Origin of the sequence: Opitutus sp. GAS368 (genome assembly GCF_900104925.1) — a bacterium.
In the GTDB taxonomy this organism is placed as follows: domain Bacteria; phylum Verrucomicrobiota; class Verrucomicrobiia; order Opitutales; family Opitutaceae; genus Lacunisphaera.
This window is the reverse complement of sequence record NZ_LT629735.1, coordinates 1,626,110-1,652,260: the sequence shown is the minus strand read 5'-3', so window position 1 is coordinate 1,652,260 and position 26,151 is coordinate 1,626,110. Positions and strand designations below refer to the sequence as shown.

Sequence of the window (26,151 nt, the reverse complement as noted above, 5' to 3'; positions counted from 1 at the left end):
GTTAGACGGCGGACGAAAGGGCGGCCAGCTGGCCGGCGATGGTGGACTCGTAGACATCGGAGCCGATGCGGACGCGGAGGCCGGCGAGCAGCTTCGGGTTGGGCTTCGCGGTGGCGGTGACCGGGCGGGAATAGTTCCGGGTCATGGCCGCCTCGATCGATTGCAGCGTGCTGTCACCGATCGGGCCGGCATGCTCGACGACGGCGTTGGACTTGGCGAGCTCGGTCGTGATGGCGCGGTGGTAGAGCTTGAGGACGGCGAGACCGTGACGCGGGACGTTCTTCTCAATGTAGCCGAGGACGCCGGTGACCTGCTCGGGCGAAACGGTGCCGTTGACGACACTCAGCTTGAAGAGCTGCTTCGCGAGGGCCTTGGTCTTTTTGTCGGCGCGCATCTTTTAAATCAGCTGACGGACAGTTCCTTGCTCGCGGCGTCGTTGTAGGCGGCGCGATCGGCGTCGGAGAGCTTCTTGGCGAGGACCTGCTCGGTGGTCTTGACGACGAGGCGGGCGATCTCGCCGCGGGCCTCGTTGAGCATTTTCTTGTGCTCGAGCTCGATGGCCTGCTGGGCCTTGGCGAGGGTGTCGGCGGCGCGGGTGGTGGCCTCGGCGTTCTGCCGGTCGGCGAACTCCTTCGCGGACTTGCGGGCCTCGTCGACGAGCTTCGAAGCGTCGAGCTGGGCGGCCTTGATGAGGGCGGCGCTCTCCGTGGCGGCGGCCGCGAGACGGGCCTGCGTCTCCTCGGCGTGCTTCAGGCCGTCGGCGATCTTCCTGTTGCGCTCCTCCATCGTGGCGATGGTGGGCTTGATGCCGAACCAGTAGAGGATGCCGAAGAGGATCAGGAAGCTGACAATCTGCATCGCGAGCAGCTTCGGTTCGACGCCGAAGTGCATGAAGGTCTCTTTCAGGCCTTCGATGGGACCGGGAGCGGCGCCGTGGGCGGCGGGTTCGGTGACGGCAAGCAGGAGGGTCAGCATGGCGGGAAAGGGATTGGCGGCGCGAAGCGGAAGAGGCGGCGCGCCGCCGGTTCAAACGGGATGATTACTTCGCGAGGAACAGCGCGAGGATGCCGAGACCTTCGGCGAGCGCCATACCGATGATGGCCTGGACGAGGATCTTGCCGGACGCGCCGGGATTGCGGCCGACGGCTTCGGCGGCCTTCTGGCCGATGAGACCGACGCCGATGGCGCCGCCGAGAAGACCGAAGGCGCTGGCGACGTTGCCAGTGAGTTCAGCGAGGATGGGATACATATGGTGGATGGATTTGTGGTTGCGGTTGCCGCCGTGCGCACGCGAGGCACGCTCCCGGCGGTAAAGTGGTCAGTGGTGGGATTCGGCGGCATGCCCTTCGGCGTGATCGTGGTCATGATCGTCGCCGTGGTTGCAGATAAGGCCGATGTAAACGGAGGAAAGCAGGGTGAAGACGACGGCCTGGATGAGGCCGACGAGCAGCTCCATGAAGTAGAACACGAAGATGAAGCCCGTGCCGTGGAGGAGGTTTTCGCCGCCGAACACATTGCCGAACAGGCGCACCGACAGGGTGAACGGCCGGATCATGATCGAGAACACCTCGATGAAGCCGACGATTAGGAAGACGAGCGACAGAAAGGGATAGAGCCAGGCGGGGGTTTCCTTCTTGTCGGCCTTGTTGCCAAAGAGGTCCCACAGGATGAGCTTTGGGCCGGCGTATTTGAAGATGATGACGAGGTAGGCGCCGAAGGAAACCAGGGCGAGGGCGATGGTGCCGTTGAAGTCCGAGTTGAACGGACGGATCCAAGGGCTGGTCAGGTGGAACTGCCCGTCGACGTCGTGGCCCCAACCGAGGGTGCCGACGCCCGGCAGCAGGCCCATCCAGTTATGGATCAGAATGAAGATGAAAAGAGTGACGAGCAGCGGAAACGCGGCCGGGAACGCCTTTTTGCCGATGATCGGCTCGAAAAGGTCGCGCAGGGCCTCGAGCAGAGATTCGAAAACCGACTGGGCCTTGCCGGGAAGAATCTTGGGCTGACGGATCGCGAGCAGGATGAGGGCAATAAACACCGCCGAGGTGACCCAACCGGTGGCCATGCTGTTCGTGATCGCCCAGCCGTTGCCGAAATCAACCAGTTTGGCGGCGGCCGGGGCGACTCCCTCGCCTTCTTCCGCGGCGAACGAAACCGTCGCAAAGCTCAGAGCGGCAGCCAGACCAAGGAGTTTCTTAACAGTGTGCATTTATTTTCCGGTGGGGTGTCTCGGAGGGAGCCCAAATAGGTAGGTTTTAGCCCTTCAAAGGGTCAACCCTCGAAATCAAAAAAGCCCAAGAGTTTGGTGGAATTAGCCCCGCCGTAACTTCAACCAGTCAGAACTAATGACGAAGCCGGCTTGCCTCGGCCTCGGTCTTGCGGTCATTTGTAAAGGATGGACCAAGCCACGCAGGACTTGCTCGCCGGGACCGAGCCGCCGCACCGCCCGAATGGCGAACGCAAGCTCGCGCACAATGTCTTCATGCAGATTACCTGGGGCCTACTGGGGGTGGCGGCCTTGGGGCAGCTGTTTCTGTTGGTGTGGCTGGATGTGATGTCCTGACCGCCACCAGCGACTGGTAGGCGGGAGCCCGGGCCTGAAAGACGGTTTCCTGCTCCAGCGGCCACGGCGCGGCCGGATCGAGTCGCCAGGTTTTCAGCGCCGGCAGCAGCGTCGCGACCGCGCGGAAATACTCGGTGTGGTCGGTGCGGAAATAGAGCCGCGTGCCCTCCCCCGCCCGGTTGGCCAGAGCCTCGAAGAAGTCGGCTTGCAGGATCCGGTTCTTGTGGTGGCGCTTCTTGGGCCACGGGTCGGGAAAGAGCACCCAGATCTCCTGCAGGGTCGCGCCGGACGGCAGGGCGTCGAAGAACTCCCGGGCCTCGGCCTGCACGAAATGGCAGTTGGCCAGTTTCGCCCGGTCGCGCTTCTTGCCGCTGCGGTTCAGCCGGTCGCGGATGATGTCCACGCCCACGCAGAATTTTTCGGGGAACGCCGCCGCATACTGCACGAGGAAATGCCCGTGGCCGGAGCCGATCTCCCAGGTGAGCGCCGGGCGCGCCGGTAGCAGCGCCGCGAGCTCCGCGCGCAACGCGGCCCGGCGTTCGGTGATGCGGGCGAGAAACTCGGGCTTGTAGGTCAACGCGCCCCATTGGTCTGGAAAAATCCCAAACGCCAAGAGCCAAATCGCAAATGGGTGGGGCGCGCTGACCTCAGCGCGCTGAGGGGAGAAGCGTCCTGGGGTCAGGCCGCGCCACCTTGGGGCACTCAGGCCTTCTGCACCCGGGGCAGCCGGACGAGGATGGCCAGTCCACCGCTCTCGCGGTTTTCCGCCCAGACCCGGCCGCCGTGCAGCTGCACGATGTGCTTCACGATGCTGAGGCCGAGGCCGGTGCCGCCGGTCTCGCGCGAGCGGCCCTTCTCCACGCGGAAAAAGCGCTCGAAGATGTGCGGGAGGTCCTCGGCGGGGATGCCGGTGCCGTTGTCGCGGACATAGCACTCGATCTCGTCCTCCATCGTGGCTTGCGCGCCGATTTCCACCCGTGAGCCCTTCGGGGTGTATTTGAGCGCGTTCTCGAGGAGATTGCCGAAGACCTGCGTGAGCTTGTCGCTGTCGGCTTCCACCGGCCCCATTTCCGCGGGCACGTTGACCACGATGTCGTGGTCGGCGCCGGCCGGCCGCCGGCGATACTCCTCGGCGAGGCCGTGGAAGAAGGGCGCGAGGGTCAGGGGGGCGAACTTCAACCCCGGGGTCGCCGATTCCAGGCGGGAGAGGACCAGCAGATCGTCGATGATCGACTTCAGACGGTCGCTGTGGCGCTGGATGGTTTTCAAAAACTTCGCCCGGTCCTCCAGCGCCATGGTCTCGTGGCCATCGACGAGCGTCTCGATGTAACCCTTGATGATGCTCAGCGGCGTGCGCAGCTCGTGCGAGGCGTTGGCGACGAAATCGCGTCGGACGCGCTCGAGCTTGCGCTGGCTGGTGAGGTCATGGATCACGAACAGCGCCCACTGCGATTTGCCGTCGGGGGACGGGATGGGCGCACCGGAGGCCTCGATCCAGTGCAGGTTCGAGCCATCGATGATCTCGAATTCCTCGCGGGGCAGTTCCTTGCCCGCGCGGGTGGCGCGCACGTAGTCGAGGAACGGCCCGCTGCGCACGATCAGTTCGAGCCGCAGGTTCACCAGGTCGCGGGTGCCGGGAAAAATCTCTCGCAGCGCGCGGTTGGCCAGGTGGATGTAATTGGACTCGTCCACGATCAGGACCGCCTCGCGCAGGTTGCCGAGGGTGGCTTCCAGCTGGGCCAGCTGGTCGGTGCGCTGCTGGCGGAGGGCGGAGTTGTCGGTGATGAGCTGGTTGACCGTTTCGGTCAGCGCGGGCCAGGCCGGCAGGCCGCCGTCGGAGGATTCCTCGCGCAACAGCGGCTGGCCGCGGCGCACGGCCTCGCGCAGGTGCTGCAGCGCCCGGTTCTGCCTCCGCAGCACCCACAGCAATCCCAGCAGGGCGGCGGTGAGGAGGGCGGAAAGCAGGACGGTCATGCAGGCAGTTTTTTGTCGGCAATCCGATACCCCACCCCGCGGATGGTTTCAATCCATCCCGCCTCCGGGCCGAGTTTTTCGCGCAGGCGGCGGACGTGCGTGTCCACCGTGCGGGTCTCGATCTCGGTCGAATAATTCCAGACGTTGAGCAGCAGGTGCTCGCGGGTCTGCACGCGGCCCTGGCGCTCCATCATCAGGCGGAGCAGCTTGAACTCGGTGGCCGTGAGCTCGAGCAGGGCGCCCCGGACGGTCACGCGATGGGTGTCGCTCTCGAGGAGAATGTCGCCCACATGCAGCTTGGCTGAGACGGCTTCCTTGGGCGCGGCCAGGCGGCGCAGGATGGATTCCACGCGCAGGACGAGTTCCTTCGGGCTGAAGGGCTTTCCCATGTAGTCGTCGGCTCCGGACTCGAGCCCCTCGATGCGGTCATGCGGCTCGGCCTTGGCCGTGAGGAAAATGATCGGGACCTTCGCGAGTTTGTTGTCGGTGCGCAGGATCCGGCAGATCTGGATGCCACTCAGGTGTGGCATCATTATGTCTAATATGAGCAGATCGGGCTGGTAGTTGCGGGCCTTGGAGATGCTCGCCGTGGCGTCGTTGATGGCTTCCACGTGAAACCCCTTCGCCTTGAGGTGGTAGGCGACCAAATCCGTGACATCGGGCTCGTCGTCGACGACCAGTATCTTTTTCTTCTCCATTATTGGCGGCGATTATTGGCGGTGGCAGGGGCCTTTCCAGTGAATTAACCGGCGTCACCAGATTGTCACACCAACCTCACATGGCGAGGCGACACAGGGTGGCTCAGGGCTTTTTTTCGCGCCGGCCGGCCGCGATCAGCACCATCAGGATGCTGATGTCGGCCGGATTCACGCCGCTGATGCGGCCGGCTTGGCCAAGATTTTCCGGACGAAGTTGGTTGAGTTTCAGGGCGCTTTCGCGGCGCAGGCCCGGGATCGCCAGGTAGTCGAGCGAGGAGGGGATTTTGATTTTTTCTACGTCCTTCAGTTTTTCGATCTGCCGCCGCTCGCGCTCCAAATACCCGCGATAAGTAACGCGATAGAGCACCTCCGCGCGCACCTCCTTGGACTCGGTGAGAAATGCAGCCGGCAGCGCTGCCGCGGCTTTATCCCGACGAATGGCGTCGGCCCACGAGCCGCCAGTGGTCTTATTGTTCTCGAGGTATTGTTCCCAATGCGTGATCTGGCTTAGTTTGCCAGATATTTTTCTCAAACGGCTTTCAGATAACAGTTTATGAATCTTTGCGTGCTCGAAAAGGCGAAGTTCGGCACTGCCGTGATTGAAGAGCAGTCGGTGCTCGGCCCGGCTCGTGAACATGCGATAAGGTTCGGTCGTCCCCTTGGTCACCAAATCGTCGATCAAGACGCCGATATAGGCCTCATGGCGTTGGATGATGAGCGGCGGCTCTCCCCTCGCCTTCAGGGCAGCGTTCACGCCAGCGACCAAGCCTTGGGCGGCCGCCTCCTCATAGCCAGAGGTGCCGTTGATCTGTCCGGCCAGGAAGAGATTCTCGACCTTGCGCGACTCGAGCGAAGGAAACATCTGCGTCGGTGGCGCGAAGTCGTATTCGACGGCATAGGCCGGCCGCAACAACATGGCCTGCTCAAGCCCCGGGATGCTGTGGACCAAGTCCAGCTGCACATCGAACGGCAGGCTCGTGGACAGTCCATTGATGTAGTATTCGTTCGTGTTGCGCCCTTCTGGTTCGAGAAACAAGAGGTGGCGGGGCTTATCGGCAAAGCGCACAAACTTGTCCTCGATGCTGGGGCAATAGCGTGGCCCCACCCCGGCGATCTCCCCGGAATACATCGCAGACTTGTGGAGGTTGTCCCGCACGATGCGTTCGGATTCCGGTGTGGTATGGGTCATCCAGCAGGAAACCTGCTCACTGCCCGGCTTCCAGCCAGCCCTGCGCTCCCCCGTCTGTTCCACGTGGAACAGGTCGCCTTGGTCCCGGGTGTCATGGAAGGCAAAGAGCGTCGGCTCGGCATCTCCCTTCTGCTCCTGCAGGCCGCTAAAATTGATACTCCGGCCCAGGATGCGCGGTGGAGTTCCGGTCTTCAGCCGGAGAAGCTCAATCCCCGCTTCCAGCAGACTACCCGACAAGGTCTTGGCACTGAAGTCCCCCAGCCGCCCGCCTTCGTTCTTGTTCTGACCTACGTGCATCAGTCCACGCAGAAACGTGCCGGTCGTAATCACGACGGTCTGCCCGAGGAAATCGATATCCAGGCTTGTTCGACAGCCCACGACCTTTCCGTCCTTGTAGATCAGCCCCGTCACGGTGGCCTGAAACACCTGCAGGTTTGGTTGCAGTTCCAAGGTGTGCTTAAGGCGGAATTGGTAGGCTTTCTTGTCGCATTGGGCGCGGGGCGACTGCACGGCCGGGCCCTTCGATTCATTGAGCAATCTGAACTGGATCCCGGTGACGTCAGTATTGATCGCCATCTCGCCACCCAACGCGTCGATTTCCCGGACCATCTGTCCCTTGGCCTGGCCGCCGATTGCCGGGTTGCAGCTCATCTGGGCGATCGTGTCGATGTTGCCAGTGAGGAGCAGGGTAGAGACACCCATCCGGGAGGCCGCCAAGCACGCCTCCACCCCCGCGTGGCCCGCTCCGCAGACGATCACATCAAATGGCTTTGGGTTATAAATCACGACTGGATAGATTCCTTATCAAATTATATATTTTGATATGGTATCATTTTCCGATGCAAAACGAGGCGAAGAGCCGATCGAGGACTTTCTCGTTGTCTATTTTGCCGGCGACCTGGCCAAAAGCCTCAAGTGAAACACGTAAGTCGCTCGCCACCAGCTCACTGGCTTCATTAGCCGCAAGTTTCTCCCCGGCGCTGATCAAGGCGGCCTTGGCTTGTCCAAGGGCATGCGCATGGCGGGCGTTGATCGCGATGAGCTCGTCGCCAGTTTCCACGTGGAACGCCTCGGCCAAGCGGACCACGGCGATCTCGAGCGCTTCAAGACCCGTCCCTTGCAGCGCGGAAATGTTCACCACTGGGAAAGCGTGCGGCAAATCACCGCGCGTGCCTGGCGGCAGATCGATCTTGTTGAACACGGCGATGGTGTTGGCCGGTGACATCCGCGACGCGAGCGAATCCGGCAGCGCAGGCCGCGCCCGCGAGGAATCAATCACCCAGAGGAAAAGATCCGCCTCGGCGGCCTGCTCGAGGGTCTTGTCGATACCGCGTTTCTCGAGCGGAGAAGGCAGGGCGTTGAGCCCGGCCGTGTCGATCAGCCGCAGCCAGTGCGGTCCGATCGCGATGCGCTCCTCAAGGTAATCGCGCGTCGTGCCGGGCTCGGGGCTGACCAACGCGCGCTCCCGGCCGACGAGCCGGTTGAGCAAACTGCTCTTGCCCGCGTTCGGCTCGCCGAGGATGACGGTCTTGATACCCGCGCGCAGCAATTCGCCGTAATGCGTCGTGGCCAGCAGGCGGCTGGTGCCGGTCAGCAGCTCCGTGAGTTGAGCCTGCACTTTCTTTCGGTCTTCGTCCGGCAAGTCTTCCTCGGGGAAATCAATATAGGCCTCGGTCATCGCCAAGATATTGACCAGCTGCGAGATAAGCGAGTCCATGTGCCGGCCAAGCGCGCCACGCAGCTGCTGATTGGCCGCAGCCAACGCACGTTCACTGCGAGCATGGATGAGGTCCATCACGGCTTCTGCCTGGCTCAAGTCCATGCGCCCGTTCAGGAAGGCGCGCTTGCTGAATTCGCCGGCCTCCGCCGGCCGGCAGCCGCGAGCGAACAGATCCTCGAGGATCTTTTGCGCGATGAACGGATTTCCGTGGCAGGAAATCTCCACCGTATCCTCACCCGTAAACGAATTCGGCCCGGCAAAATACGTGAAGAGCACGTCGTCCGTGAGCGCACCGCCAAGGTCGCGATAATCCGCGTGCTGCGCCTGGCGGGGCGGGGGTGGGGGGCCGAAAATCGCCCGTACCAGTTCCGCCACCTGCGGGCCGCTGGCGCGCACGATGGCGATCGCTGACGTGCCCGCCGGCGTCGCTAGGGCCGCAATGGTATCTCCGGAAAAGGACATCCGCTTCACGCAAACGAACCCCGCCCTTAAGGCAAAAGCGAAAAGCACCGGGGCGGCGCATCACTTTCACCGTGCGCCGCGCCGGCGTCCGTGTTTGCTTCTTCCCATGGGACTCGAAGCCAGATGTTCGCTGCGGATGGGGCGCTGAAGATCACGCACACCGGCGGTTTCGCGACACTCGGCCTGGCCGACCGGGCCACGGCGGAGAAATGGGCGTTGAAAATCCGTTATCCGAAAAGCCTGATCGACAAACTGGGCGTGAAACCGGATTCGCGCATCGCCGTGTTGGGCGTGACCGACCTGGAATTTCTCGCGCAGGCGCAAGAGCGCCTCGGCGCACCGCCGCCCCGGAAATCAGGCGCCGCATTGGATTTCATCTTCTACGCCGCCGACAGCGCCGCGGAACTGGCGGAATTGAAATCGCTGAAGACGCACCTGCAGCCCGCGGGGGCGATCTGGGTCGTTTCACTCAAGGGCAAGGCGGCCACGATCAAGGACACGGATGTGATGAAAGCCGCGCGGGCCGCCGGACTCGTGGACAACAAGGTCTGCGGTTTTTCCGCGACGCACACCGCGCTGAAGCTCGTGATCCCGAAGGACCGGCGCAAGGGGTGGTCCCTGTAGGAGCCTGCTTGCAGGCGATTCGAACTGGTCTCAAACGCTGCACGTCCTGATCGCCTGCAAGCAGGCTCCTACAAAAAAACGTGACAGAACGCTACGGCTTGCCGGGAGTCACGCCCTGCAGGGTGGGCGTCATCGGCACCGCGATCTTGGGCGAAGCCACTGGGTCTGGCTTGGGCGCCGCGAGCGCCGGCTTCTCCGCCTGAGGAGCGACGGGTGCGATCGGCTTGTTGAGCAACGTCGCGTGCACGACGGCATTGGGCAGGTCGCCGACTATCTCAGCCGCGCGCGCCTCGGCGGCCGCGATATCGGCGGGGCGGCGCGCGATCCGGTTGCGCACCTGGGTTTCGGCGTCAGACGGAGCTCCGGCCTGCTTGGCGACGATCAACCAGGCGAGGCCTTCGATGTAGTCGCGCTTCACGCCGCGGGCGCTGACGAGCATGGCGCCGATGTTGTGCTGCGCCTCGACCACGCCCGCCTTGGCTGCCGTGGTGAAATATTCCAGCGCCCGGCCGTAGTCCGGCGCATCAAGCAGTCCGTCGTGATAGATTTTCCCGAGCCGGAACCAGCCGTCGGCTGCGCCGGCCTTGGCGGCTTGTTCGTAGAGCGCGGCGGCCTTGGTCACGTCGCGCGGCACACCGTCGCCCTCAAGGCTGCGGTCACCGAGCTCGAGGCATGCCGCTGGGTCGCCCTTCGCGGCGAACACCAGCAGTTCGGGGACGTTTTTCCATTTCGGCCCGCCACCCGTGGTGGAAATCAGCTGGGGCGGGGCGTCGGCGGGTTCGGCAGCCTTCTTCGCGGCAAGCAGCGGGACGAAACTCGCGCAGAGCAGGGACAGCAGCAGGCGCGGGGTGGGGTGCATGGCGGGTCTCATTGGGACGGCTCCGGCAGGATTGGGTTCCGCTCCGATTTGGCAAGGCCGCGCGAGGACGGCGCGGTCTTGCTTTGACATTGTAGGGCGGGGTCACCGCACCCCACCTCGAACATGATATCCGTTTCGAACGAAGGCGGGATACGGTGATCCCGCCCTACACAGGACGCAAAAAAACCGCAGCGGGTGCTGCGGTTTGAAAAGGGGAGTCGGGACGCCTCAGTCTTCCGTCTCGGCGGTGATGGATTCGCCGCCCTTGACGCTGACCTTCTCGAGGATGGCGGCCGTCACCTTGGCGGCGAGGGCGGCGTTCGTGCGGAAGGCCTCCTTGGCAGCCTCGCGGCCCTGGCCGACGAGCTCGCCGTTGAAGGCGATCCACGCGCCCTTCTTCTCGAGCACCTTGTGGTCGAGGCCGAGGTCGATGAGCGAGCCGCTCGTCGAGATGCCCTCGTCATACATGATGTCGAATTCCACCTCGGTGAACGGCGGGGCGACCTTGTTCTTCACGACCTTGATCTTGGTGCGGTTGCCGATGACCTTGCCGTCGGGCGTCTTGAGCTGGTCCTTGCGCCGGATGTCGATGCGGATCGAGGAGAAGAACTTCAACGCGCGGCCGCCGGAGGTGGTCTCGGGGTTGCCGAACATCACGCCGATCTTCTCGCGGATCTGGTTGGTGAAAATGCACACGCAGTTCGTCTTGCTGACGACGGAGGTGAGGCGGCGCATGGCCTGGGACATGAGGCGGGCCTGGCTGCCCATGGTCATGTCGCCCATCTGGCCGTCGAGCTCGGCCTTGGTGATGAGGGCGGCGACGGAATCGAGGACGATGATGTCGATGCTGTTGGAGCGGATGAGCGTCTCCATGATGTTGAGCGCGTCCTCGCCGGAATCGGGCTGGGAGACCAGGAGGTCGTCGAGGCTGACACCCACAACCTTGGCGTATTTCGGGTCGAGGGCATGTTCGACGTCGATGAAGGCGGCGAGGCCGCCCTTGCGCTGGGCCTCGGCGATGACGCTCAGGCAGAAGGTGGTCTTGCCGGACGACTCCGGGCCGTAGATCTCGACGATGCGGCCCTTGGGCAGGCCGCCGACGCCGAGGGCGAGGTCGATGGCCAGGGAGCCGGTCGAGAGGGTCTCGACCTTCATCTTGGTGTTGCTGCCGAGGCGCATGATCGAGCCCTCGCCGAACTGCTTCGTGATCGAAGAGACGGCGAGCTCGATGTTTTTCTCGCGGGCGGGATTGGAGGACTTCTCGGCGGGAGCGACGCGCGAGTCGGACTTGGTGGCTTTGGACATGGGATCGTGTATGAGGGGTTAAAACAGCATCCTAGCGGATGGGACTGACAACAGTATGTCAGGAGCCTTTCGCCCGCGTTCGCACCCGGCAAGCGCGGAGTGGCCGAAAAACGGCCTAAAATAGGGCGGCGAATTTCTCAGGCACCCGGCGCGGCCGCCTTGTTGAAACCGAAGGCGAAAAACACCGCCAGCCCGATGAACGCGAGGCTCACGGCGTAGTTCCACTTCAGTTTTTCGCCCAGCACCAGCCACGCGAAACCGACGAACACCACCAGCGTGATGGCCTCCTGCATGATCTTCAGCTGGTAGCCGCTCCATGCGCCGTAGCCGAGGCGGTTGGCCGGCACCATCAGGCAGTATTCGAAGAAGGCGATGCCCCAGGAGGCGAGAATGGCGACCCACAGCGGCTTGTCGTGAAGATACTTCAGGTGCCCATACCAGGCGTAGGTCATGAAAACGTTGGAAACGGCGAGCAGCAGGATCGTGTTCATGAACCGGAATGCTGTGCAGCCGCCGTCCGGCCGCTAGAACAAATTTACCCGGCCGCTCGGCATGATCTGTAGGGCGGGATCACCGCATCCCGCCTTCGTTCGTATGTGATATAACCTGCGTGGCGGGATGCGGTGATCCCGCCCTACATTATTCCGTCATCGTATACACCGCGAACGACGGCAGCCAGTGCGAGCGGTTGAAGTCCTGGGCGTCGAGCAGGGGCAGGGCGGCGGCGTAGTGCGCCGCGCCGGCCTCGATGGCCAGCGTGCGCCGCGGGTCCTCGGCGTCAAGCAGGCCCGCCAGCCGGCGCCACACCCAGCCCTTGTTGAGGTTGAGGCCGATCAGGTGGGCGATCTTCGGGTCGGTCGGATCGCTGATCTTGGCGGGCTTGAGCAGGTTGGCCGGCTGGCCCTGCGCGAGGCGCGGCAGGAACAGGTCGAACCAGCGCAAAAACTGCTCGCGGGGCAGGATGCGCGCCATCAGCCCGGCCTCCACGAGACAGGGGGAATAGAAATCCTCGCCGGAGGGCTCGTAATGGCCCGGATAATCCTTGTCGTGGCCGAACCAGTAGGCGGCCCGCGACGTGCAGAAAAGCTTCAGCTCCTGGTCGTCGTGCGCGCGGGCGTGGCCGAGCACGAGCGCGACAGCCACCGCGGTGTTGCCGTGGATGCCGTTGCGCACCGGCGTGGTCAGCGCGCGCAGGTAGCGCATGAAGCCGGTGCGGATATACGAGACCAGTGGCGCCATGTTGACCTCGAGCTGCGCATCATAGGCGCGGACCTCCTGCGCCAGCTTGAGCAGCCACGCCCAGCCGTAGGGCCGTTCGAAGAATTCGCGGCCCGGCGCCTGGAAATACGCCGCCTCGGCGAGCATGTTCTCGGCCGTCAGGTGCTCGTGCAGCACGCGGCTGATCTCGGCGCGCTCGGGGAGGTTGGGGAACATCAGCGACAGGCGCACCAGCATCCAGTGCTGGTGGACGCACGAGTGCCAGTCGTAGCTGCCGTAGAAGGCCGGGTGCAGCTCGCGCGGCGGGCGGGCGTCCGCGGGGCCGTTCAGCATGTGCTGCAGGTAGTGCGGATACTCCCGGCGGATGTTGGTCAGGCCCAGGCGGGCGAACTCCGAGGCCTGGACGGCGGAAAGGATGGGAAAGGAGGCGGACACGGACGGGGAAAGGGACTATGCGGGGCGAAAGTTTAAGTTGAAGAAGAAAGGGTGCCGCATAAGTTGTGCCGTCCACACACTTCCTGCACCACACCATGAAAATCAAAGCCTATCTCAAACCCTCTTGCGGCTGGTCCAACGGCGTTCGCGCCATCATGCGCAAGCACAACCTCGCGTTTGAGGACATCGACATCATCAACAACCGCGCCAACTACGAGGAGATGGTGCGCAAGTCCGGGCAGCCCCTGTCGCCCTGCGTCGAGATCGACGGCGTGATGCTGGCCGACATTTCCGGCGAGGAGGTCGAGAATTACATGCTGGCCAACAACCTCGTGCAGGCCAACGCCGCCCCGGTGAACGTCGCCCTCAACGCCGGCTGCTCCGCCGAGGAGCACGAGAAGATGGCCGCGAAACCGGTCCGCTTCTTCTGAGCGCAAGCCGACGAAGGAATGATTTTTCCGGCCCGCCTTTTTGGCGGGCCTTTTTGTAGGGTCGCTGCTTGCGGCGACCTCGTGAGGGAGGTCGGCGCAAGCGCCGACCCTACAGTGCGAACCATCCACGGCGAGGTCGCCGTGGCTCCAGTAAATGGGGCGCGGGCGACCCCGCCCGCGGAATTCCTCAATACAGCAGCCGCGCGCGGATGGTGCCGGGCACGCTCTGCAGCTCGTCGATCGCGATCTCGCTGGCGGCGGCGTCCACGTCCATCACGCAGTAGCCGATGTGCTCGTTGGTCTGCAGGTATTGGGCGGAGATGTTCACCTTGTGCTCGCTGAAGCGCTCGTTGATGTGCGCCAGCACGCCGGGGACGTTGCGGTGGATGTGCAGCAGGCGGCTCTTGCCGGTGCCGGCGTGCTCGGGGAGGGTGACCTCGGGGAAATTCACCGCCGTCACGGTCGAGCCGTTGTTCGAGTAGCGGATGAGCTTGTCGGCGACCTCGGTGCCGATGTTGGCCTGCGCCTCCAGCGTGGAGCCGCCGATGTGCGGCGTGAGGATGACGTTGTCGAACTTCCGCAACGGCGACAGGAATTCCTCGTCATTGCCCTTGGGTTCGACCGGGAACACGTCGATGGCCGCGCCGCCGAGGTGGCCGCGCTCGAGGGCGTCGGCCAGGGCGTCGATGTCAACGACGGTGCCACGCGCGGCGTTGATGAGGTGCGCGCCCTTCTTCATGGCGGCGAACTGGGCCCGGCCGATCATGTTCTTCGTCTGCGCGGTCTCGGGCACGTGCAGCGTGACGACGTCGCTCTCGCCGAGCAGCGTGGCGAGCTTGGCCACGGGCCGGGCGTTGCCGAGCGGGAGCTTGCCGGAAATATCATGGAACAGCACGCGCATGCCCAGGTGCTCGGCGAGGATGCCGAGCTGGGTGCCGATGTGGCCGTAACCGACGATGCCGAGCGTCTTGCCGCGCACCTCGACGCTGCCCTCGGCGCTCTTGGTCCAGCCGCCGCGGTGAACGAGGGCGCTCTTCTGCGGGATGCCGCGCAGCAACATGATGGCTTCGCCGAGCACAAGTTCGGCGACGCTGCGGGTATTGGAGTAGGGGGCGTTGAAAACCGGGATGCCGCGCTTCGCGGCCACGGCGAGGTCGACCTGGTTGGTGCCGATGCAGAAACAGCCGATGGCGGCGAGCTTGGGCGCGGCGGCCAGCATCTCCTCCGTCAGCTCGGTGCGCGAGCGGATGCCGAGGAAATGCACGTCCTTCAGCGCGGTCTTGAGCGCGTCGCCGGTCAGGGACTTGGGCAGGCTGCGGACGGACGCATAGCCGTCGGCCGTCAGCGCGCTGGTGGCGTTGGCGTGGATGCCCTCGAGGAAGAGGAACTTGATGCGGCGTTTGTCGAAGGAGAGCTTTTGCATCGGAGGGCGGACATTCATCAATAAAACCCGCGTCCGGCAAGGCCCGTGTGCGTCACCCGGGCTTGCCAGTTGGGTGCCAATGGGTTCGCCTCGACGCCGTCATGCCCTCGAAACCCATCCCCGGCTCGTCCGGTGAAGTGCTGACCGGCCTGCCCCCGACCTACGTGCCGCACGCCGCGACAGGGCTGCTGCATCTGCCGCGCTTCATCGCCAAGGCCAAATACGTGAAGGCCAACGGCGCCCTGCCGCCCAGCTACGCCAAGAACTACAAGCGCGGCATGGACCGCTTCCTCTGCCTGCACCTCGGCGTCGACCCGGCGGCGGTGGAGAAGATCGTCTTCGAGTCGGCGACCGACGACGAGATCGACGGCAAGCTGAAGGCGCTGTTTCCAGCCGACGTGCGCGCCGCCAGGTGGAACCGCGACTACGTGCAAAAAGGCATGACGCCCTCCGGCCGCGAATTTTTGAAGGAGGCGCTGACCAACATGGGTTGCGCCGACCGCGTGGACCAGATCATCAGCGTGGTGGATTTGATCGAGTTTGATGAGGGGCGCATTGAGTAAGCGGCGACCACCCTTCGCCAAGGCTACGGCCGGCAAGCGAGGGCCGGATCGAGTAACGATTGTCATCCTGAGCGCAGCGAAGAGAAGGCGCGGGCGGTATTTTTCATCGTTCAATGTTCATTTCGGGAGCAGGTGAACAACGAATAATGGAAATTGAACAATGAACAATATCGGCGGTGGTTACCGCCGGCCGCGGCCCTCACGCGGGCGCCGCCGCCGCCAGCCGCTGGCGCACGAAGACCAGGTGGCCGCGCAGCTCGTAGAACTGGGAGGCGAACGAGGCCGGCACCTTGAGGCGGTTGACCTCCGCCTCGATCTCCGCGAGCTGCCGCAGCAAATCCTCCCGGCGTTCGGCGGTCAGCGGCCCGGTGGCATCGCGCTCGAGGCGCAGCAGCGGACGGTAGCAGCGGTAGATCCGCAGCGAGATGTTCCAGCGGTAGAGGACCGGGAGCATGCGGATGGCCGGGATGATCACGAGGGCGAGCGGCACGAGCGCGACCAGGACCCGGTTGAGGATGCTCGACAGCCAGAACGAGTTGGAGAGGCGGTAGAAGAACCCCATGCCCGACTTGTAGTAGACCCGCGCGTCGTCGCTGATCGGGAACTCGTGCTCGAGCGGCGCGGGAAACTCGCCGCGCTTCTGCAGCAGGCCCGCCTTGCCGTGGATCTCCTTCGCCGTCTCGAGCAGAATGTCGGACAGCGCCGGGTTCAGGTCGTCCCGCGCCACCAGCTCGACGGTGGGGCCGACGAGCACGACCTCCTTCACCGGCAGGTCCTTGCCAAGGTCGAACGAGCCCTCGGGCAACACCATCCGGTTCAGGGAGGGGAAGCGCCGGAGGTAGGCGTCGGCCTGGGCGAAGTTGAACAGCTGGACCTCCGGCGACTGCACGAGGTTGCGCAGGGTCTGGATGGGGGCCGAGTCGCCCATGAGGAACACCGCGTCGATCTTTCCCTCGAGCAGGCCCGCCGCCGCGGCCTGCGCATCCAGGTCGTCAAACTTCGTCGGTTCGCCGGTGATGCCGTTGGCCTCGAGGAGGGCGAGCGCCAGCGTGCGCGTCCCGCTGCCCGGGGCGCCCACCGCGAGGCGCTTGCCCGCCAGCTCGGCCAGGCGGCTGATCGGCGCTGCGTTGCGGTAGAAGACCAGCAACGGCTGGTAGGCCACGCTGCCCAGCGACACCAGGCTGTCCAGCTTCGCGTCCTTCGCCAGCCCGCCCTGCACGAAGCCGACGTCGACGCCCGGGCGGGGCGCCTGCAGCCGCCGCAGGTTCTCCGACGAACCCTGCGAGGGCAGGATGTTCAGCGTCACGCCGTGGGTGGCCAGGATCTTCTGGTAGCCGTCGGCGTAGCGCGCGAAGGAGCTGCCCTCGGGACCGCTGGTGATCGTGAGGGAGCGCGGCGGGGCGGAATGGACGACCCAGGCCAGCGCCAGGAGGCAGAGACTCGAGATGCCCAGGGCCACGACGAACGCCCAGGCCGGGCTGAAGCCGAAGGTCTCGACCAGCGCGGTCACCATCGGGAAACGGCTCTTGTTCTTGGAAGCATCCATGGGAAGACAGACCGCCGCCCGCAAGCTAGGTGCCCGGCCCGCCGAGCCAAGGGGAAAGCGAAGAGAAACCTGAAACTTGAAACCGGAGACCTGAAACAAGATTCACAGAAAGGCGCCAAGGCACGAAGTATAAGAGGGTGGAGGGCCCGCGCTTGTCGGGCCATAGGCTTGGCGACGGCCGATCCCTGCGGGCCGGGGATCTCACACGAAGAAGCAAAGCAGCGAAGGACGGACTGAAGCAGGGAAGCCCCCTTTGTTTCTTAGCTTCTTGGTGTGAAAACGCCTTTCTTGGATTCCCGCGCGGCCTTGCTGCGCCACCCCCCATTTCCCGCTTCCTTCCCCGGGCCGTTTGTGAGAATAATTCGGGGCACCCCAACCCCGAAACATTGCACAGGAGATGACGGAGAAAACCGAGAAAGACGAATCTGCGAATCTGAATCTCTGTTCCCTCCGTTTCCTCCTGTAAGAATTCACCCCATGAATGCCCTGCTCTCCCTCTGGCTGCCGATCCTGCTCAGTGCAGTGACCGTGTTCGTGATCAGTTCCCTCATCCACATGGTCCTCAAGTGGCACGCCTCCGATTACGGAGCCCTCACCAACGAGGACGCCGTGCGCGCCGCGATCCGCGCCGGCCATCCGGCGCCCGGCCGGTATGTCATCCCGCATTGCAAGGACATGAAGGAGATGGGCGGCGACGTGATGAAGAAGAAATACGAGGAGGGCCCGGTGGGGCACATCACGCTGCTCCCGAACGGCCCGCACAACATGGGCAAGTATCTCGGGCTTTGGTTTCTCTGGAGCCTGGTCATCTCCGCCGTCGCGGCCTGGCTGGCGGCGAAGGTCTTCGGGGTGGACCACGTCTATGCCCGCCCGGCGGCGAAGCTCGCCGCCGCGATCACGTTCATCGCCCACGGCTTCGGCACGGTCACCGAGTCGATCTGGATGGGGCGCCCGTGGTCCTCGAGCGCGAAGCATCTCCTCGACGCCGCGCTTTACGCGGCCGGTTCCGGGCTGGTGTTCTGCTGGCTGTGGTGAGCCGGCGGAGCCGGCGAACAGAGAACAGACGTCAGATATCAGACGTCAGACCGGGCATCTGCTTAACACAGAGCTCGCAGAGATCCCGGAGTTCAAGCCAATGGATTTATACCAATCGCCTCAAGCGACTACACTCTACACCAAGGTCGCCAAGACCGCGAAGCAGATCCTGCGAAGGGAAATATCTCTGCGTTCTTTGCGGCCTTCGTGTAAAAGCTTTGGGTGTTTGGTATTATACCCAGGGCTCTGCACTCTCTGCGTCCTCGGTGTTTAATTTGACGGGCGCTTGAACAGCACCTCGGCGAGGTCGGCTTTCAATTCCGCCAGGCTGTAGGCCTTCTGCACGGGCACATGCAGCAACGGCAGGCCGGCGCTGGCGAAGGTTGAATCCACGAAGGCGTCGCGCTGACGGCGGTCGTCGGCCTCGTGGGAGGAGTCGTCGAGTTCGATGCCGGCCAGCGGCGCCAGGTCGCTTTCCTTCACGAGCAGGAAATCCACGTGCTTGCGGTTGATCTTGTTCCGGGCGGCCAGCCGTTCGGCCCGATCCAAGCCGCGCGCCACACCGAAGATGTCCTCGAGGCGCACCTTGCCGAAGACGCGCACGCCGGCGGGCACGGCCCGTTCCAGCACCTCGAGGAAGACGCGCTCGGCCGGGGTGAAGAGGGATTTCCGCAGGTAGTAGACACCTTTCCGCCGGCCCGCCAGCTGGGCCTTGATGACGGCCCAGAGGAAAAACGCGACCAGGACCACGGCCACCAGGATGGAGATCGGTTGCATGTCTGAATTCGGCGAGGCCGCGCCACCCTCAGACCACCTAAACCGCCCGAGGTGGCATGGCAGTGGCAAAAGACCTGAGACCTGAGACCTGAGACCTGAGACCTGAGACCTGAGACCTGAGACCTGAGACCTGAGACCTGAGACCTGAATATATCTCACGCGACGTAGCGCGCAGCGAGAAGATGGTCAACCGACGGTTGGACCCGGAGTTCAGAGAGGCGGGAATCAAACCCTCAATGCAATGGCTCTGTGGACCTCTGCGCGCTCTGTGTTAAAATATCCGGCTCCCTCCCTCCAAGCCGGTTAAGAGCAAAAGAGCCTAAGAAGGATGCAAGAAGGTTACCAGAAGGTTGAGCGAAGGATAAGAGAGGGATGGAAGACCAGGCCAGCCAGGTCGACAGCCGGGCGTCCCCAAGTCAGTAGGCTCCAGTAAGGAGCCTGTATAGCACCTGTAAGGATCCAGTAAGGCAGAGGCGGGAGCTGCACTCTCGGTCTCAAGCAAGGTGTTTCCCCCCAGGATGGAACCAATGTGGAGCCAGAGTGGAGCCAGTGTGGAACCAAGTTGCGGGACCATGAACCCGCCACTCCCCCGGCCTCATGCAGGGTTGCACCCCCAGGTTAAAGCCAATCTAAAGCCAAGCTAAAGCCTGTCTATGGCCAAAGTATGGGGAAGCCATGGAACCAACCCTCCCGATGCGCCTCGGGGATTCACCCCGCACCCGAGCAAAGCCCGACCAAAGCGTGGCCAAAGCTCGACCAAAGTATGGGGATCCTCGGAGCCCAATACTCCCGATTCATCCCGGGGCTTCACCCCAAGCAGTGAGGCACAGCGAAGGGAGAACGAAGGGAGAACGAAGGAAGAGCGAAAGCACTCCGAAGGAACCCCGATCATTTTTTAACACAGAGGGCACGGAGGTCGCAGAGAGGAAACACCCCGAGGCAATTGACCTTGGGCATTCTGGGCGGCGCAGTGGTCACCTACTGGGCGGACGATGCGGTATCTGGCCATAGGTAGAAATTATCGCCAGTGGCCCCGGGCGATAGCCGGAGACTGGGCAACCGGCCGGATGCGTCAAACGCCAAGCGGCCCGGCTCAATTCAACCGACGACTGAAAGACATAAAACCTGACGCCTTTAGGTCCCTTAAAATACTTCTTTCCAGGATATTTTTGCGGGACACGAATGGGGTCCAAGTTAAAGACGTAGTCATCAGTCTTTGTGAACCAGAGGATAGTTTCATAGCGTCCTGAGAAGCGATTAGAGCAATGTAGCCCGTGTTCGAAGTGCCATATAATGCGGTTGCGAAGCTTTAGCCCTAGTTCTGCGAATATGCTGAATATTGCTATATCAAGCGGGACAATACTCCCAATGCCTCTTTTATCGACGAAGTTTCCAACCTGCCAACATATGCTGCCCTGAGGCTTCAGGGCCTTAACGCATGCCGTAATAGTGGCCTTTTGGAATTCCAGATAAGATTCAAGAGGACTCCGTTTTTCATAACTTTTGCCGATGTTATATGGCGGCGAAGTTACGATTAGCTGCATCGATTCGGCCGGAAGCTCGGCAAGCAAGTCCAAGCAACTCCCCTCGTAGACAACCGCGCGGGCGTCATGGCGAAAGCTCGAATAAATCTTCGGAGAGGGTTGCATCCAGATAGCGGCTATTAGTGCCAACTTTGCCGCTCTTGCAAGCTTCGCCCCAGGGAAGGGCTGGGCATCCTGACTCTTACCGCTTTGCGCTCTCCACCGGAAAGGGGGCTACAGTCTGCAAGGGAGGTTTTGGTTTCCGGGGGAGCCAGCGGGGGACGTCGCGTTTGTAGTCTTCGTAGATCGCCCCGAAGTTGCGGCGGAGGACGGTCTCCTCATACGCCAGCACCCAGACATGGATAATGCACACGAGGAGGACGAAATAGACGGCGATGTGTCCCGAACGCAGGAACAGGGCCTCGGCGCCGACTAGGCTAAAGACGGCGAGATACATCGGGTTGCGCACCCATTTGTAGAGGCCGCGGCGCACGAACTTCTTCGGCGGGTCGATCGGCGCGGGCGTCCCCTGGCCCTTCACGGCGAACAGCCACTGGCAGTGCAGGAAAACCAGGGCTCCGAGCCCGAACAATGCCGCACCGGTATATTGCTGCCACGCCCACACCGCCGGCCACTGGGGATGACGCTCGAACAGGTTCAACGGCACCCAGCCCACTATGAAGCCCGGGACCAGGATGGTGAAAGCGAGATTCTTTATGAGAAGCGTGAACGCTTTCATCGGGAAACCTGAAACCTGAGACCTGAAACCTGAAGGAGGGGCGGATTCACACTAAGAAGCGAAGAAGCTAAGTCGGTTTTTACCGCGGATTACACGGATAAACACGGATGGGGGTGGGGAAGATATTACTGAGGACAGATGACGGAGGACAGGCTGCGGAGGTTAACCGCGAAGGGCGCGAAGGTTGGGTATTGGATTCTTCCATTCGTGAAAATTCGTGTCCTTCGTGGTTAAATGATGGGGGTTGGGGAATGAGTTAAACCACGGACGAAGGCTTTGGGAGATGGCGTAGCATACACAGAACACACGGAAAGGGGCTGACCCGGATTTTTAACCACTAATGGTCACTAATCAGCACTAATGCAAAGAACAGTATCAGGCTGTATCAATTAGTGCACATTAGTGTGGATTAGTGGTTAAGCGGTTTGGGATCTGTTTAAGCGCGAAGGGCGCTAAGGGGGCGCGAAGGTTGGGTATGGGATTCTCCCATTCGTGAAAATTCGTGTCCTTCGTGGTTAAACGTTTGGAGTATTAAAAATTCAGGTCTCAGGTTTCAGGTCTCGCTCGGCGCGCTCAGCTCGCGCCGAGGATCTGATCCGCCTTCAGCGCGCCGAGGCCCTGATGGATGTTGTGGCGGAGGGTGTCGAGGTTCGCGCGGACCAGCGCGCCCATGCTCTCGCACTGAAGGTAGCGGTCGTTCTTGAAGTGCGCGGCCAGGCCTTCGCGCAGCAGCACGACGTTCTCCGGCGGGGCGATGGTGTCGCGCGCCATGGCGGTGAGCAGGACGTCGAGGCGCGACGCGGCCAGCTCGGCGCGGGCGAGCATGAGCGTCTGCTCCTCGCGCTGGTATTGGAACGCGGTCTTCAGGTGCAGGTGCTTCTTGCAGAACTCGACCAGCGGCAGGTTCTCCTTGAAAAACTGCGGCAGGTAGAAGGTCTTCCGGCCGTTGTGCGCCTGCTGGTCGAAGTCCATCGCGCGGATGCGGATCTGCGAGCCCTCGAAGTCGGGCGTGATGACGACCACGAAGTTGTAGCTGCGCATGTCGCCGAGCAGCTGGACGAAGCTGCGTTCGTTGAACTTCACCAGCTCCTTGGCGATGCGGATGGGGCGCAGCTCGGGGCGGTGCAGCCAGCGCTCGATGAAGATGTCGCCCGGGATGCCGGCGATGTGCTCCTCGACCAGCGTGGTGCCGGCGGTGAGGAAGTTCAGGCGGTTGGGCGAGAGCAGGTGTTCGAGCTCGAGGCCGTAGACGCGCGAGGCGTCGGCCTTCTTGATGTAGAAGTAGTCGGGATTGTCGTTGTAGGCGTTGACGATCTTGATGCGGAACGGCGTCGAGTTGCCGAAGCTGCAGAAGTCAATGCGGTCGATGTAGAGGTGCTGCATGACCGAGAAGTCGCCGTCCACGCGGAGCAGGGCGTAGATGCGCTTCAGGTCCTCGTTGAGCCCCGGGATCTCCTCGGCGGGGTAGGCGACGGACTCCCAGAGGGTGTTGCGGCCCTCGGTGTCCATCAGCGGGTGGGACTCGTGGAAGTGTCGCAGCCGCTCGTAGGTGACGGGCAGCTCGCGCTCGCGGCGGTAGCGCTTCAGGTAATTGCGCAAATCCTCGCCGACCGGGTAGCTCGGCTTCTTGCGCGTGCGCGCCTCGGGCGGGGGGGTGGCATCCATCCGGCGTGAATCTGCCCTACAATACCCGGATGACAAGACGGTAGGGCAGATTCCAGAGGACAGAGGACGGAAGACGGAGGACAGACTGCAAGGCAGGCTTGACCCGGAGTGATTGACCACGGATTGCACGGATGAACACGGATAAAGGCCAAGGCAGTGTTTTCACAGGAGCACGCGGAGAAAAGGCATGAGGACGAACTCTCTGTTATCTCTGCGGCCTCCTGTAAAATGATTGGGCTGTTTTCAATCCGTGTTCATCCGTGCAATGGTGGTTAAAAATCTTCACGGCCTTGCGCCCTGGCGTTAAACCATCTTCCGTTCGCGACATGCCGTCCCTGCGCCCCGAAACCCTCTCCCGCCTCGCGCGGGTGGCGCTGCTGGTTTTCTTCGCCTGGCTGACGGGCCGCTTCTGGCATCCCTATTACGGGTTCACGCGCTTCCTGCAGATGGACGAGGACAGCATGGCCCACACGCTGCCGGAGCTGCGCACGGCGCCGATCTTCCTCTACGAGGATGGCTACGACGGGCACTACTATGCGCAGCTGGCCGCGCGGCCGGCGGTGAACGACCCGGCGCTGCGCGGCGCCATCGACAACGTCGGCTACCGCGCGCGACGGATTTTGCTCAGCTGGACGGCCTGGGCCGCCGGTGGCGGCGACCCGGTGGCGGCGGTGCGCATCTACGCGTGGCTGAACCTCGTGATCTGGGCCGGGCTGGCCGCGCTGCTGGGGCGGATTTTCCCGCACGACTGGCGCGGCACCCTGACGTGGGCGGGGGTGCTGTTTTCCGCGGGAGCACTGCACAGCGTGCGGCTGGCGCTGACCGACCTGCTGGCGTTGCTGCTCGTCGCCGGCGCGACGGTGTTGGCGGAGCGCAACCGGCGCGGACCGGCGACGGCGCTCCTCGGATTGGGCGGGCTGGCGCGCGAGACGGTGCTGCTCGGCGCCGTGACCTTGCTGCCGCCCGGGAAGGGCCCGCGGGCCGACTGGCTGCGGGCGGTGGGCCGCGTGGGGCTGGTCGCCGTCCCGCTGGTGCTGTGGCTGCTGTATCTGCGCTTGCGACTGAATCCGATCCAGCCGGGCCTGCACAACTTCGCGCTGCCGGTCACCGGCTGGGCGGCCAAGTGGACCGAGATGTGGCGCCGGTTGCACACGGAGCCCGACCAGTATCTCACCCTGACGACGCTGCTCGCACACTTCGCGCTGACCGTGCAGGCGCTTTTCATTATTTCGCGGCCCAAACCGCAGGACAACTGGTGGCGGCTCGGAGCCGTCTACGTGGGGTTGATGCTCTTCCTCGGCCCGGCGGTGTGGGAGGGACATCCCGGAGCGGCGTCACGCGTCCTGCTGCCGCTGACGCTGGCCTTCAACGTGCTGGTGGTCCGCACGCGGGTTCCGTGGCTCTGGCCCGTCCTCGGCAATCTCTCGTTGTTGAGCGGCGTGCTGATGCTGTGGCAGGTGCCGCCCGGCCGGCACGAACTGACCGCCGGGTGGAGCCCGGCCGGCAGCTACGTGGTGCACACCGATGCGCACTGGTATGAGACCGAGGCCGGCCGGACGAGGAGCTGGGCGTGGTGTGCGCAGGAAGGCGCCCTCCGTCTCGACTTCCAACCCCGCCGGTCAGAAGCGGTGAACCTGCAGGTGGCCGTGAAGGGCTTCACGCCGCGGCGGTTGGAAATCAGGCAGGGCGGCCGCGTGCTGTGGCGGGGCGACCTGGCCCCGCGGGCCCAATGGATCCACCTGTTCGGCGTGGCGGTGACGGACGGCCACGCGCAACTGGAGTTCGCCAGCCCGACGCCGCCCCTGACGGAAAACGCGGCCAGCGGCCGCGAGCTGGGGTTTGCGGTCTACGAGGTGAAGGTGGAGTGAGGACGGGGGACCGAGGACGGAGGGCAGAAGACGGAGGACAGATTCCAGAGGACAGAGGACGGAAGACAGAGGACGGAGGACAGACGGCAAGGCAGAGCTGACCCGGAGTGATGGACCACGGATTGCACGGATGAACACGGATGGGTTCCAAACCAACCAAGGCGGGTCACCACTAGGGAGTGTTTTCAAAGCTCGGAAGGGGGACCACTAAAAGGATTCCGCCAACGGCGGAATCTACTTTCACTGCTCCGGCTGATCGCCGCCGCCGACAGGTTCAGGGGGCGGCTGATCGCCGCCCTCTCTGCCCGCGATTAGCGGGCCCCCGAAGCCCACCGCGCAGGCGATCAGCCGGAGCGGTTTCTGTGGATTTCACCCTTGGTGAAATCTCATTAGTGGTTCTTTTCGGAGGTTTGAAGACACTCCCTAATGGTCGCTAATCGGCACTAATTAAGAAAAGCAAACCGACTGGTTTTCATTGGCGTTCATTAGTGTGGATTAGTGGTGAAACAGCCTGGTGCCTTAAATCCTCAGGTCTCAGGTTTCCGGTTTCAGGTCTCCAAGCGGCCTTTAGGCCGCGCTCCGCCCTTGCCGCAGGCGGTCGAGGAGCACGGCGGCGATGATGATGCCGCCGGTCACAATCTCCTGCACCCAGTTGGAGAGGCCGACCTTGGTGCAGCCGTTGGCGACGACGCTCATGATCAGCGCACCGACCAGCGTGCCGGTGACCGTGCCCTGGCCGCCGGCCAGACTGGCGCCGCCGATGACGACCGCGGCGATGATGTTGAGCTCCAGGCCGACCGCGGTCGTGGGGTCGCCGCCCGTCAGGTAGGCAAATTGCAGCACACCGGCGAGCCCGGCGAAGAGCCCGCCGAGGGTGTAAACGAGGAGTTTCACGCGCTCGACCGGCACGCCGCAGAGGCGCGCGGAAAGTTCGTTGGAGCCGACGGCGAACACATGGCGGCCGAAGCGCGTGTAGCGCAGCACCAGCGCGACCAGCGCGGCGAAGACCAGCATCAGCCACACGCCGCCGGGCAGCGACCCGCGGCCGCCGAGGAGCATCAGCTTGTTCAGCCAGGTTTCGTCGGGATAGATCGTCTGCTCCCCGGCGAGGCCCTTGGCGGCGCCGCGGAGGGTGCCCATCATGCCGAGCGTCACGACGAACGGCAGCAGCCGCAGCCGCGTGATCAAAAGGCCGGAGAATGCCCCGCAGGCGGCGGCGGCGGCCACGCCGGCCAGGGCCGCGGCGAGCGGCGACCAGCCGTGCTGCACGAGCTGGGCGATGACCACGGTGCCGAGCGCGATGATGGAACCGACAGACAGGTCGATGCCACCGGCGATGATGACCAGCGTCATGCCCAGCGCGGCGATCCCGATGACGGCCGTTTGCTGGAGGATGATGGCGAAGTTATCCCAGGAGGCGAAGGTCGCCCAGCGCAGCGCCGCGAAGAAGGCGCTGATGGCGACGAGGCCGAGGAACGGGCCAAAGCCGGTCAGGAGGCGGCGGGCGAAAGAAGGTGTGGCGGAATCACTCATG

At 63.5% G+C, this 26,151-nt stretch carries 25 protein-coding genes; 5 read left to right on the top strand and 20 right to left on the bottom strand.

The annotated features are described in order from the left end of the window. Position 1: 1 nt before the first annotated feature. The 9 genes from BLU29_RS07035 to mnmE all read right to left on the bottom strand — a co-directional run bounded on the left by BLU29_RS07035 (position 2) and on the right by mnmE (position 8,606). Positions 2 to 394 carry a F0F1 ATP synthase subunit delta gene (locus BLU29_RS07035; RefSeq protein WP_091056237.1) on the bottom strand — a complete coding sequence of 131 codons (393 nt, stop codon included), beginning with the start codon at positions 392 to 394 and terminating at the stop codon, positions 2 to 4. Positions 395 to 402: 8 nt separating this feature from the next. Beyond that, positions 403 to 975, bottom strand: coding sequence for a F0F1 ATP synthase subunit B (gene atpF / locus BLU29_RS07030; protein ID WP_091056235.1), 573 nt, complete (start codon positions 973 to 975; stop codon positions 403 to 405). Positions 976 to 1,039: 64 nt separating this feature from the next. Then, positions 1,040 to 1,249 carry an ATP synthase F0 subunit C gene (locus BLU29_RS07025; RefSeq protein WP_091056234.1) on the bottom strand — a complete coding sequence of 70 codons (210 nt, stop codon included), beginning with the start codon at positions 1,247 to 1,249 and terminating at the stop codon, positions 1,040 to 1,042. A gap of 69 nt (positions 1,250 to 1,318) precedes the next feature. Continuing rightward, complete coding sequence (locus tag BLU29_RS07020; protein WP_197677778.1) at positions 1,319 to 2,209, bottom strand: F0F1 ATP synthase subunit A; 891 nt, start codon at positions 2,207 to 2,209, stop codon at positions 1,319 to 1,321. A 280-nt stretch (positions 2,210 to 2,489) separates the two neighbouring features. Next, a complete protein-coding gene (locus BLU29_RS07015) occupies positions 2,490 to 3,140 on the bottom strand; it encodes an SAM-dependent methyltransferase (protein WP_231962321.1) in 651 nt (216 codons plus the stop codon). Between the two features lie 125 nt (positions 3,141 to 3,265). Next, positions 3,266 to 4,537, bottom strand: coding sequence for an ATP-binding protein (locus BLU29_RS07010; RefSeq protein ID WP_091056232.1), 1,272 nt, complete (start codon positions 4,535 to 4,537; stop codon positions 3,266 to 3,268). Continuing rightward, positions 4,534 to 5,235 carry a response regulator transcription factor gene (locus tag BLU29_RS07005; protein WP_091056231.1) on the bottom strand — a complete coding sequence of 234 codons (702 nt, stop codon included), beginning with the start codon at positions 5,233 to 5,235 and terminating at the stop codon, positions 4,534 to 4,536. The genes BLU29_RS07010 and BLU29_RS07005 overlap by 4 nt, the downstream gene beginning before the upstream one ends. A 103-nt stretch (positions 5,236 to 5,338) precedes the next feature. Next, positions 5,339 to 7,210, bottom strand: a complete 1,872-nt coding sequence (mnmG, locus tag BLU29_RS07000) for a tRNA uridine-5-carboxymethylaminomethyl(34) synthesis enzyme MnmG (RefSeq protein ID WP_091056229.1) — start codon at positions 7,208 to 7,210, stop codon at positions 5,339 to 5,341. Between the two features lie 43 nt (positions 7,211 to 7,253). Further along, complete coding sequence (gene mnmE, locus BLU29_RS06995; protein WP_091056227.1) at positions 7,254 to 8,606, bottom strand: tRNA uridine-5-carboxymethylaminomethyl(34) synthesis GTPase MnmE; 1,353 nt, start codon at positions 8,604 to 8,606, stop codon at positions 7,254 to 7,256. A gap of 123 nt (positions 8,607 to 8,729) precedes the next feature. Between mnmE and BLU29_RS06990 the strand changes: the two genes are divergently transcribed. Further along, positions 8,730 to 9,230: a DUF3052 family protein gene (locus BLU29_RS06990; RefSeq protein WP_091056225.1), complete on the top strand. Its 501-nt coding sequence runs from the start codon at positions 8,730 to 8,732 to the stop codon at positions 9,228 to 9,230. A gap of 91 nt (positions 9,231 to 9,321) precedes the next feature. Here BLU29_RS06990 and BLU29_RS06985 read toward each other — a convergent pair whose 3' ends face one another. From BLU29_RS06985 to BLU29_RS06970, 4 genes are all read right to left on the bottom strand, one after another. Next, entirely contained in the window at positions 9,322 to 10,089 is a 768-nt protein-coding gene (locus BLU29_RS06985; protein ID WP_172830228.1) for a tetratricopeptide repeat protein, read from the bottom strand. A gap of 228 nt (positions 10,090 to 10,317) precedes the next feature. Beyond that, positions 10,318 to 11,394, bottom strand: a complete 1,077-nt coding sequence (recA, locus tag BLU29_RS06980; protein ID WP_091056222.1) for a recombinase RecA — start codon at positions 11,392 to 11,394, stop codon at positions 10,318 to 10,320. Between the two features lie 137 nt (positions 11,395 to 11,531). Continuing rightward, positions 11,532 to 11,885 carry a DMT family protein gene (locus BLU29_RS06975; RefSeq protein ID WP_091056220.1) on the bottom strand — a complete coding sequence of 118 codons (354 nt, stop codon included), beginning with the start codon at positions 11,883 to 11,885 and terminating at the stop codon, positions 11,532 to 11,534. Between the two features lie 148 nt (positions 11,886 to 12,033). Next, positions 12,034 to 13,047: a DUF2891 domain-containing protein gene (locus tag BLU29_RS06970; protein WP_091056219.1), complete on the bottom strand. Its 1,014-nt coding sequence runs from the start codon at positions 13,045 to 13,047 to the stop codon at positions 12,034 to 12,036. A gap of 95 nt (positions 13,048 to 13,142) precedes the next feature. Between BLU29_RS06970 and BLU29_RS06965 the strand changes: the two genes are divergently transcribed. Then, positions 13,143 to 13,478, top strand: a complete 336-nt coding sequence (locus tag BLU29_RS06965; protein WP_091056217.1) for a glutaredoxin domain-containing protein — start codon at positions 13,143 to 13,145, stop codon at positions 13,476 to 13,478. A gap of 187 nt (positions 13,479 to 13,665) precedes the next feature. Here the strand turns inward: BLU29_RS06965 and serA are convergent, their stop codons facing one another. Next, positions 13,666 to 14,901, bottom strand: coding sequence for a phosphoglycerate dehydrogenase (gene serA, locus BLU29_RS06960; RefSeq protein ID WP_091056215.1), 1,236 nt, complete (start codon positions 14,899 to 14,901; stop codon positions 13,666 to 13,668). A gap of 101 nt (positions 14,902 to 15,002) precedes the next feature. Between serA and BLU29_RS06955 the strand changes: the two genes are divergently transcribed. Further along, positions 15,003 to 15,464, top strand: a complete 462-nt coding sequence (locus tag BLU29_RS06955) for a DUF5069 domain-containing protein (RefSeq protein WP_091056213.1) — start codon at positions 15,003 to 15,005, stop codon at positions 15,462 to 15,464. 199 nt (positions 15,465 to 15,663) lie between these two features. On the opposite strand, the gene BLU29_RS06950 is transcribed toward BLU29_RS06955, so the two are convergent. Then, a complete protein-coding gene (locus BLU29_RS06950) occupies positions 15,664 to 17,010 on the bottom strand; it encodes a TAXI family TRAP transporter solute-binding subunit (RefSeq protein ID WP_091056212.1) in 1,347 nt (448 codons plus the stop codon). A gap of 477 nt (positions 17,011 to 17,487) precedes the next feature. On the opposite strand from BLU29_RS06950, the gene BLU29_RS06945 reads away from it, so the two are divergent. Beyond that, positions 17,488 to 18,045 carry a hypothetical protein gene (locus tag BLU29_RS06945; RefSeq protein WP_091056210.1) on the top strand — a complete coding sequence of 186 codons (558 nt, stop codon included), beginning with the start codon at positions 17,488 to 17,490 and terminating at the stop codon, positions 18,043 to 18,045. Positions 18,046 to 18,315: 270 nt separating this feature from the next. Here BLU29_RS06945 and BLU29_RS06940 read toward each other — a convergent pair whose 3' ends face one another. The 4 genes from BLU29_RS06940 to BLU29_RS06925 form a co-directional block, all read right to left on the bottom strand. Further along, positions 18,316 to 18,822 carry a DUF2726 domain-containing protein gene (locus BLU29_RS06940; protein WP_091056208.1) on the bottom strand — a complete coding sequence of 169 codons (507 nt, stop codon included), beginning with the start codon at positions 18,820 to 18,822 and terminating at the stop codon, positions 18,316 to 18,318. A gap of 974 nt (positions 18,823 to 19,796) precedes the next feature. Further along, entirely contained in the window at positions 19,797 to 20,471 is a 675-nt protein-coding gene (locus BLU29_RS18800; protein ID WP_091056206.1) for a site-specific DNA-methyltransferase, read from the bottom strand. 76 nt (positions 20,472 to 20,547) lie between these two features. Continuing rightward, on the bottom strand, positions 20,548 to 21,084 hold the full coding sequence (locus tag BLU29_RS06930) for an isoprenylcysteine carboxylmethyltransferase family protein (RefSeq protein ID WP_091056204.1): 537 nt from the start codon (positions 21,082 to 21,084) through the stop codon (positions 20,548 to 20,550). A 573-nt stretch (positions 21,085 to 21,657) separates the two neighbouring features. Next, a complete protein-coding gene (locus BLU29_RS06925; RefSeq protein WP_091056202.1) occupies positions 21,658 to 22,749 on the bottom strand; it encodes a hypothetical protein in 1,092 nt (363 codons plus the stop codon). 326 nt (positions 22,750 to 23,075) lie between these two features. On the opposite strand from BLU29_RS06925, the gene BLU29_RS06920 reads away from it, so the two are divergent. Beyond that, a complete protein-coding gene (locus tag BLU29_RS06920) occupies positions 23,076 to 24,617 on the top strand; it encodes a hypothetical protein (RefSeq protein WP_091056201.1) in 1,542 nt (513 codons plus the stop codon). A gap of 567 nt (positions 24,618 to 25,184) precedes the next feature. Here the strand turns inward: BLU29_RS06920 and BLU29_RS06915 are convergent. Next, on the bottom strand, positions 25,185 to 26,150 hold the full coding sequence (locus tag BLU29_RS06915; RefSeq protein ID WP_091056199.1) for an ABC transporter permease: 966 nt from the start codon (positions 26,148 to 26,150) through the stop codon (positions 25,185 to 25,187). Position 26,151: the final 1 nt, after the last annotated feature.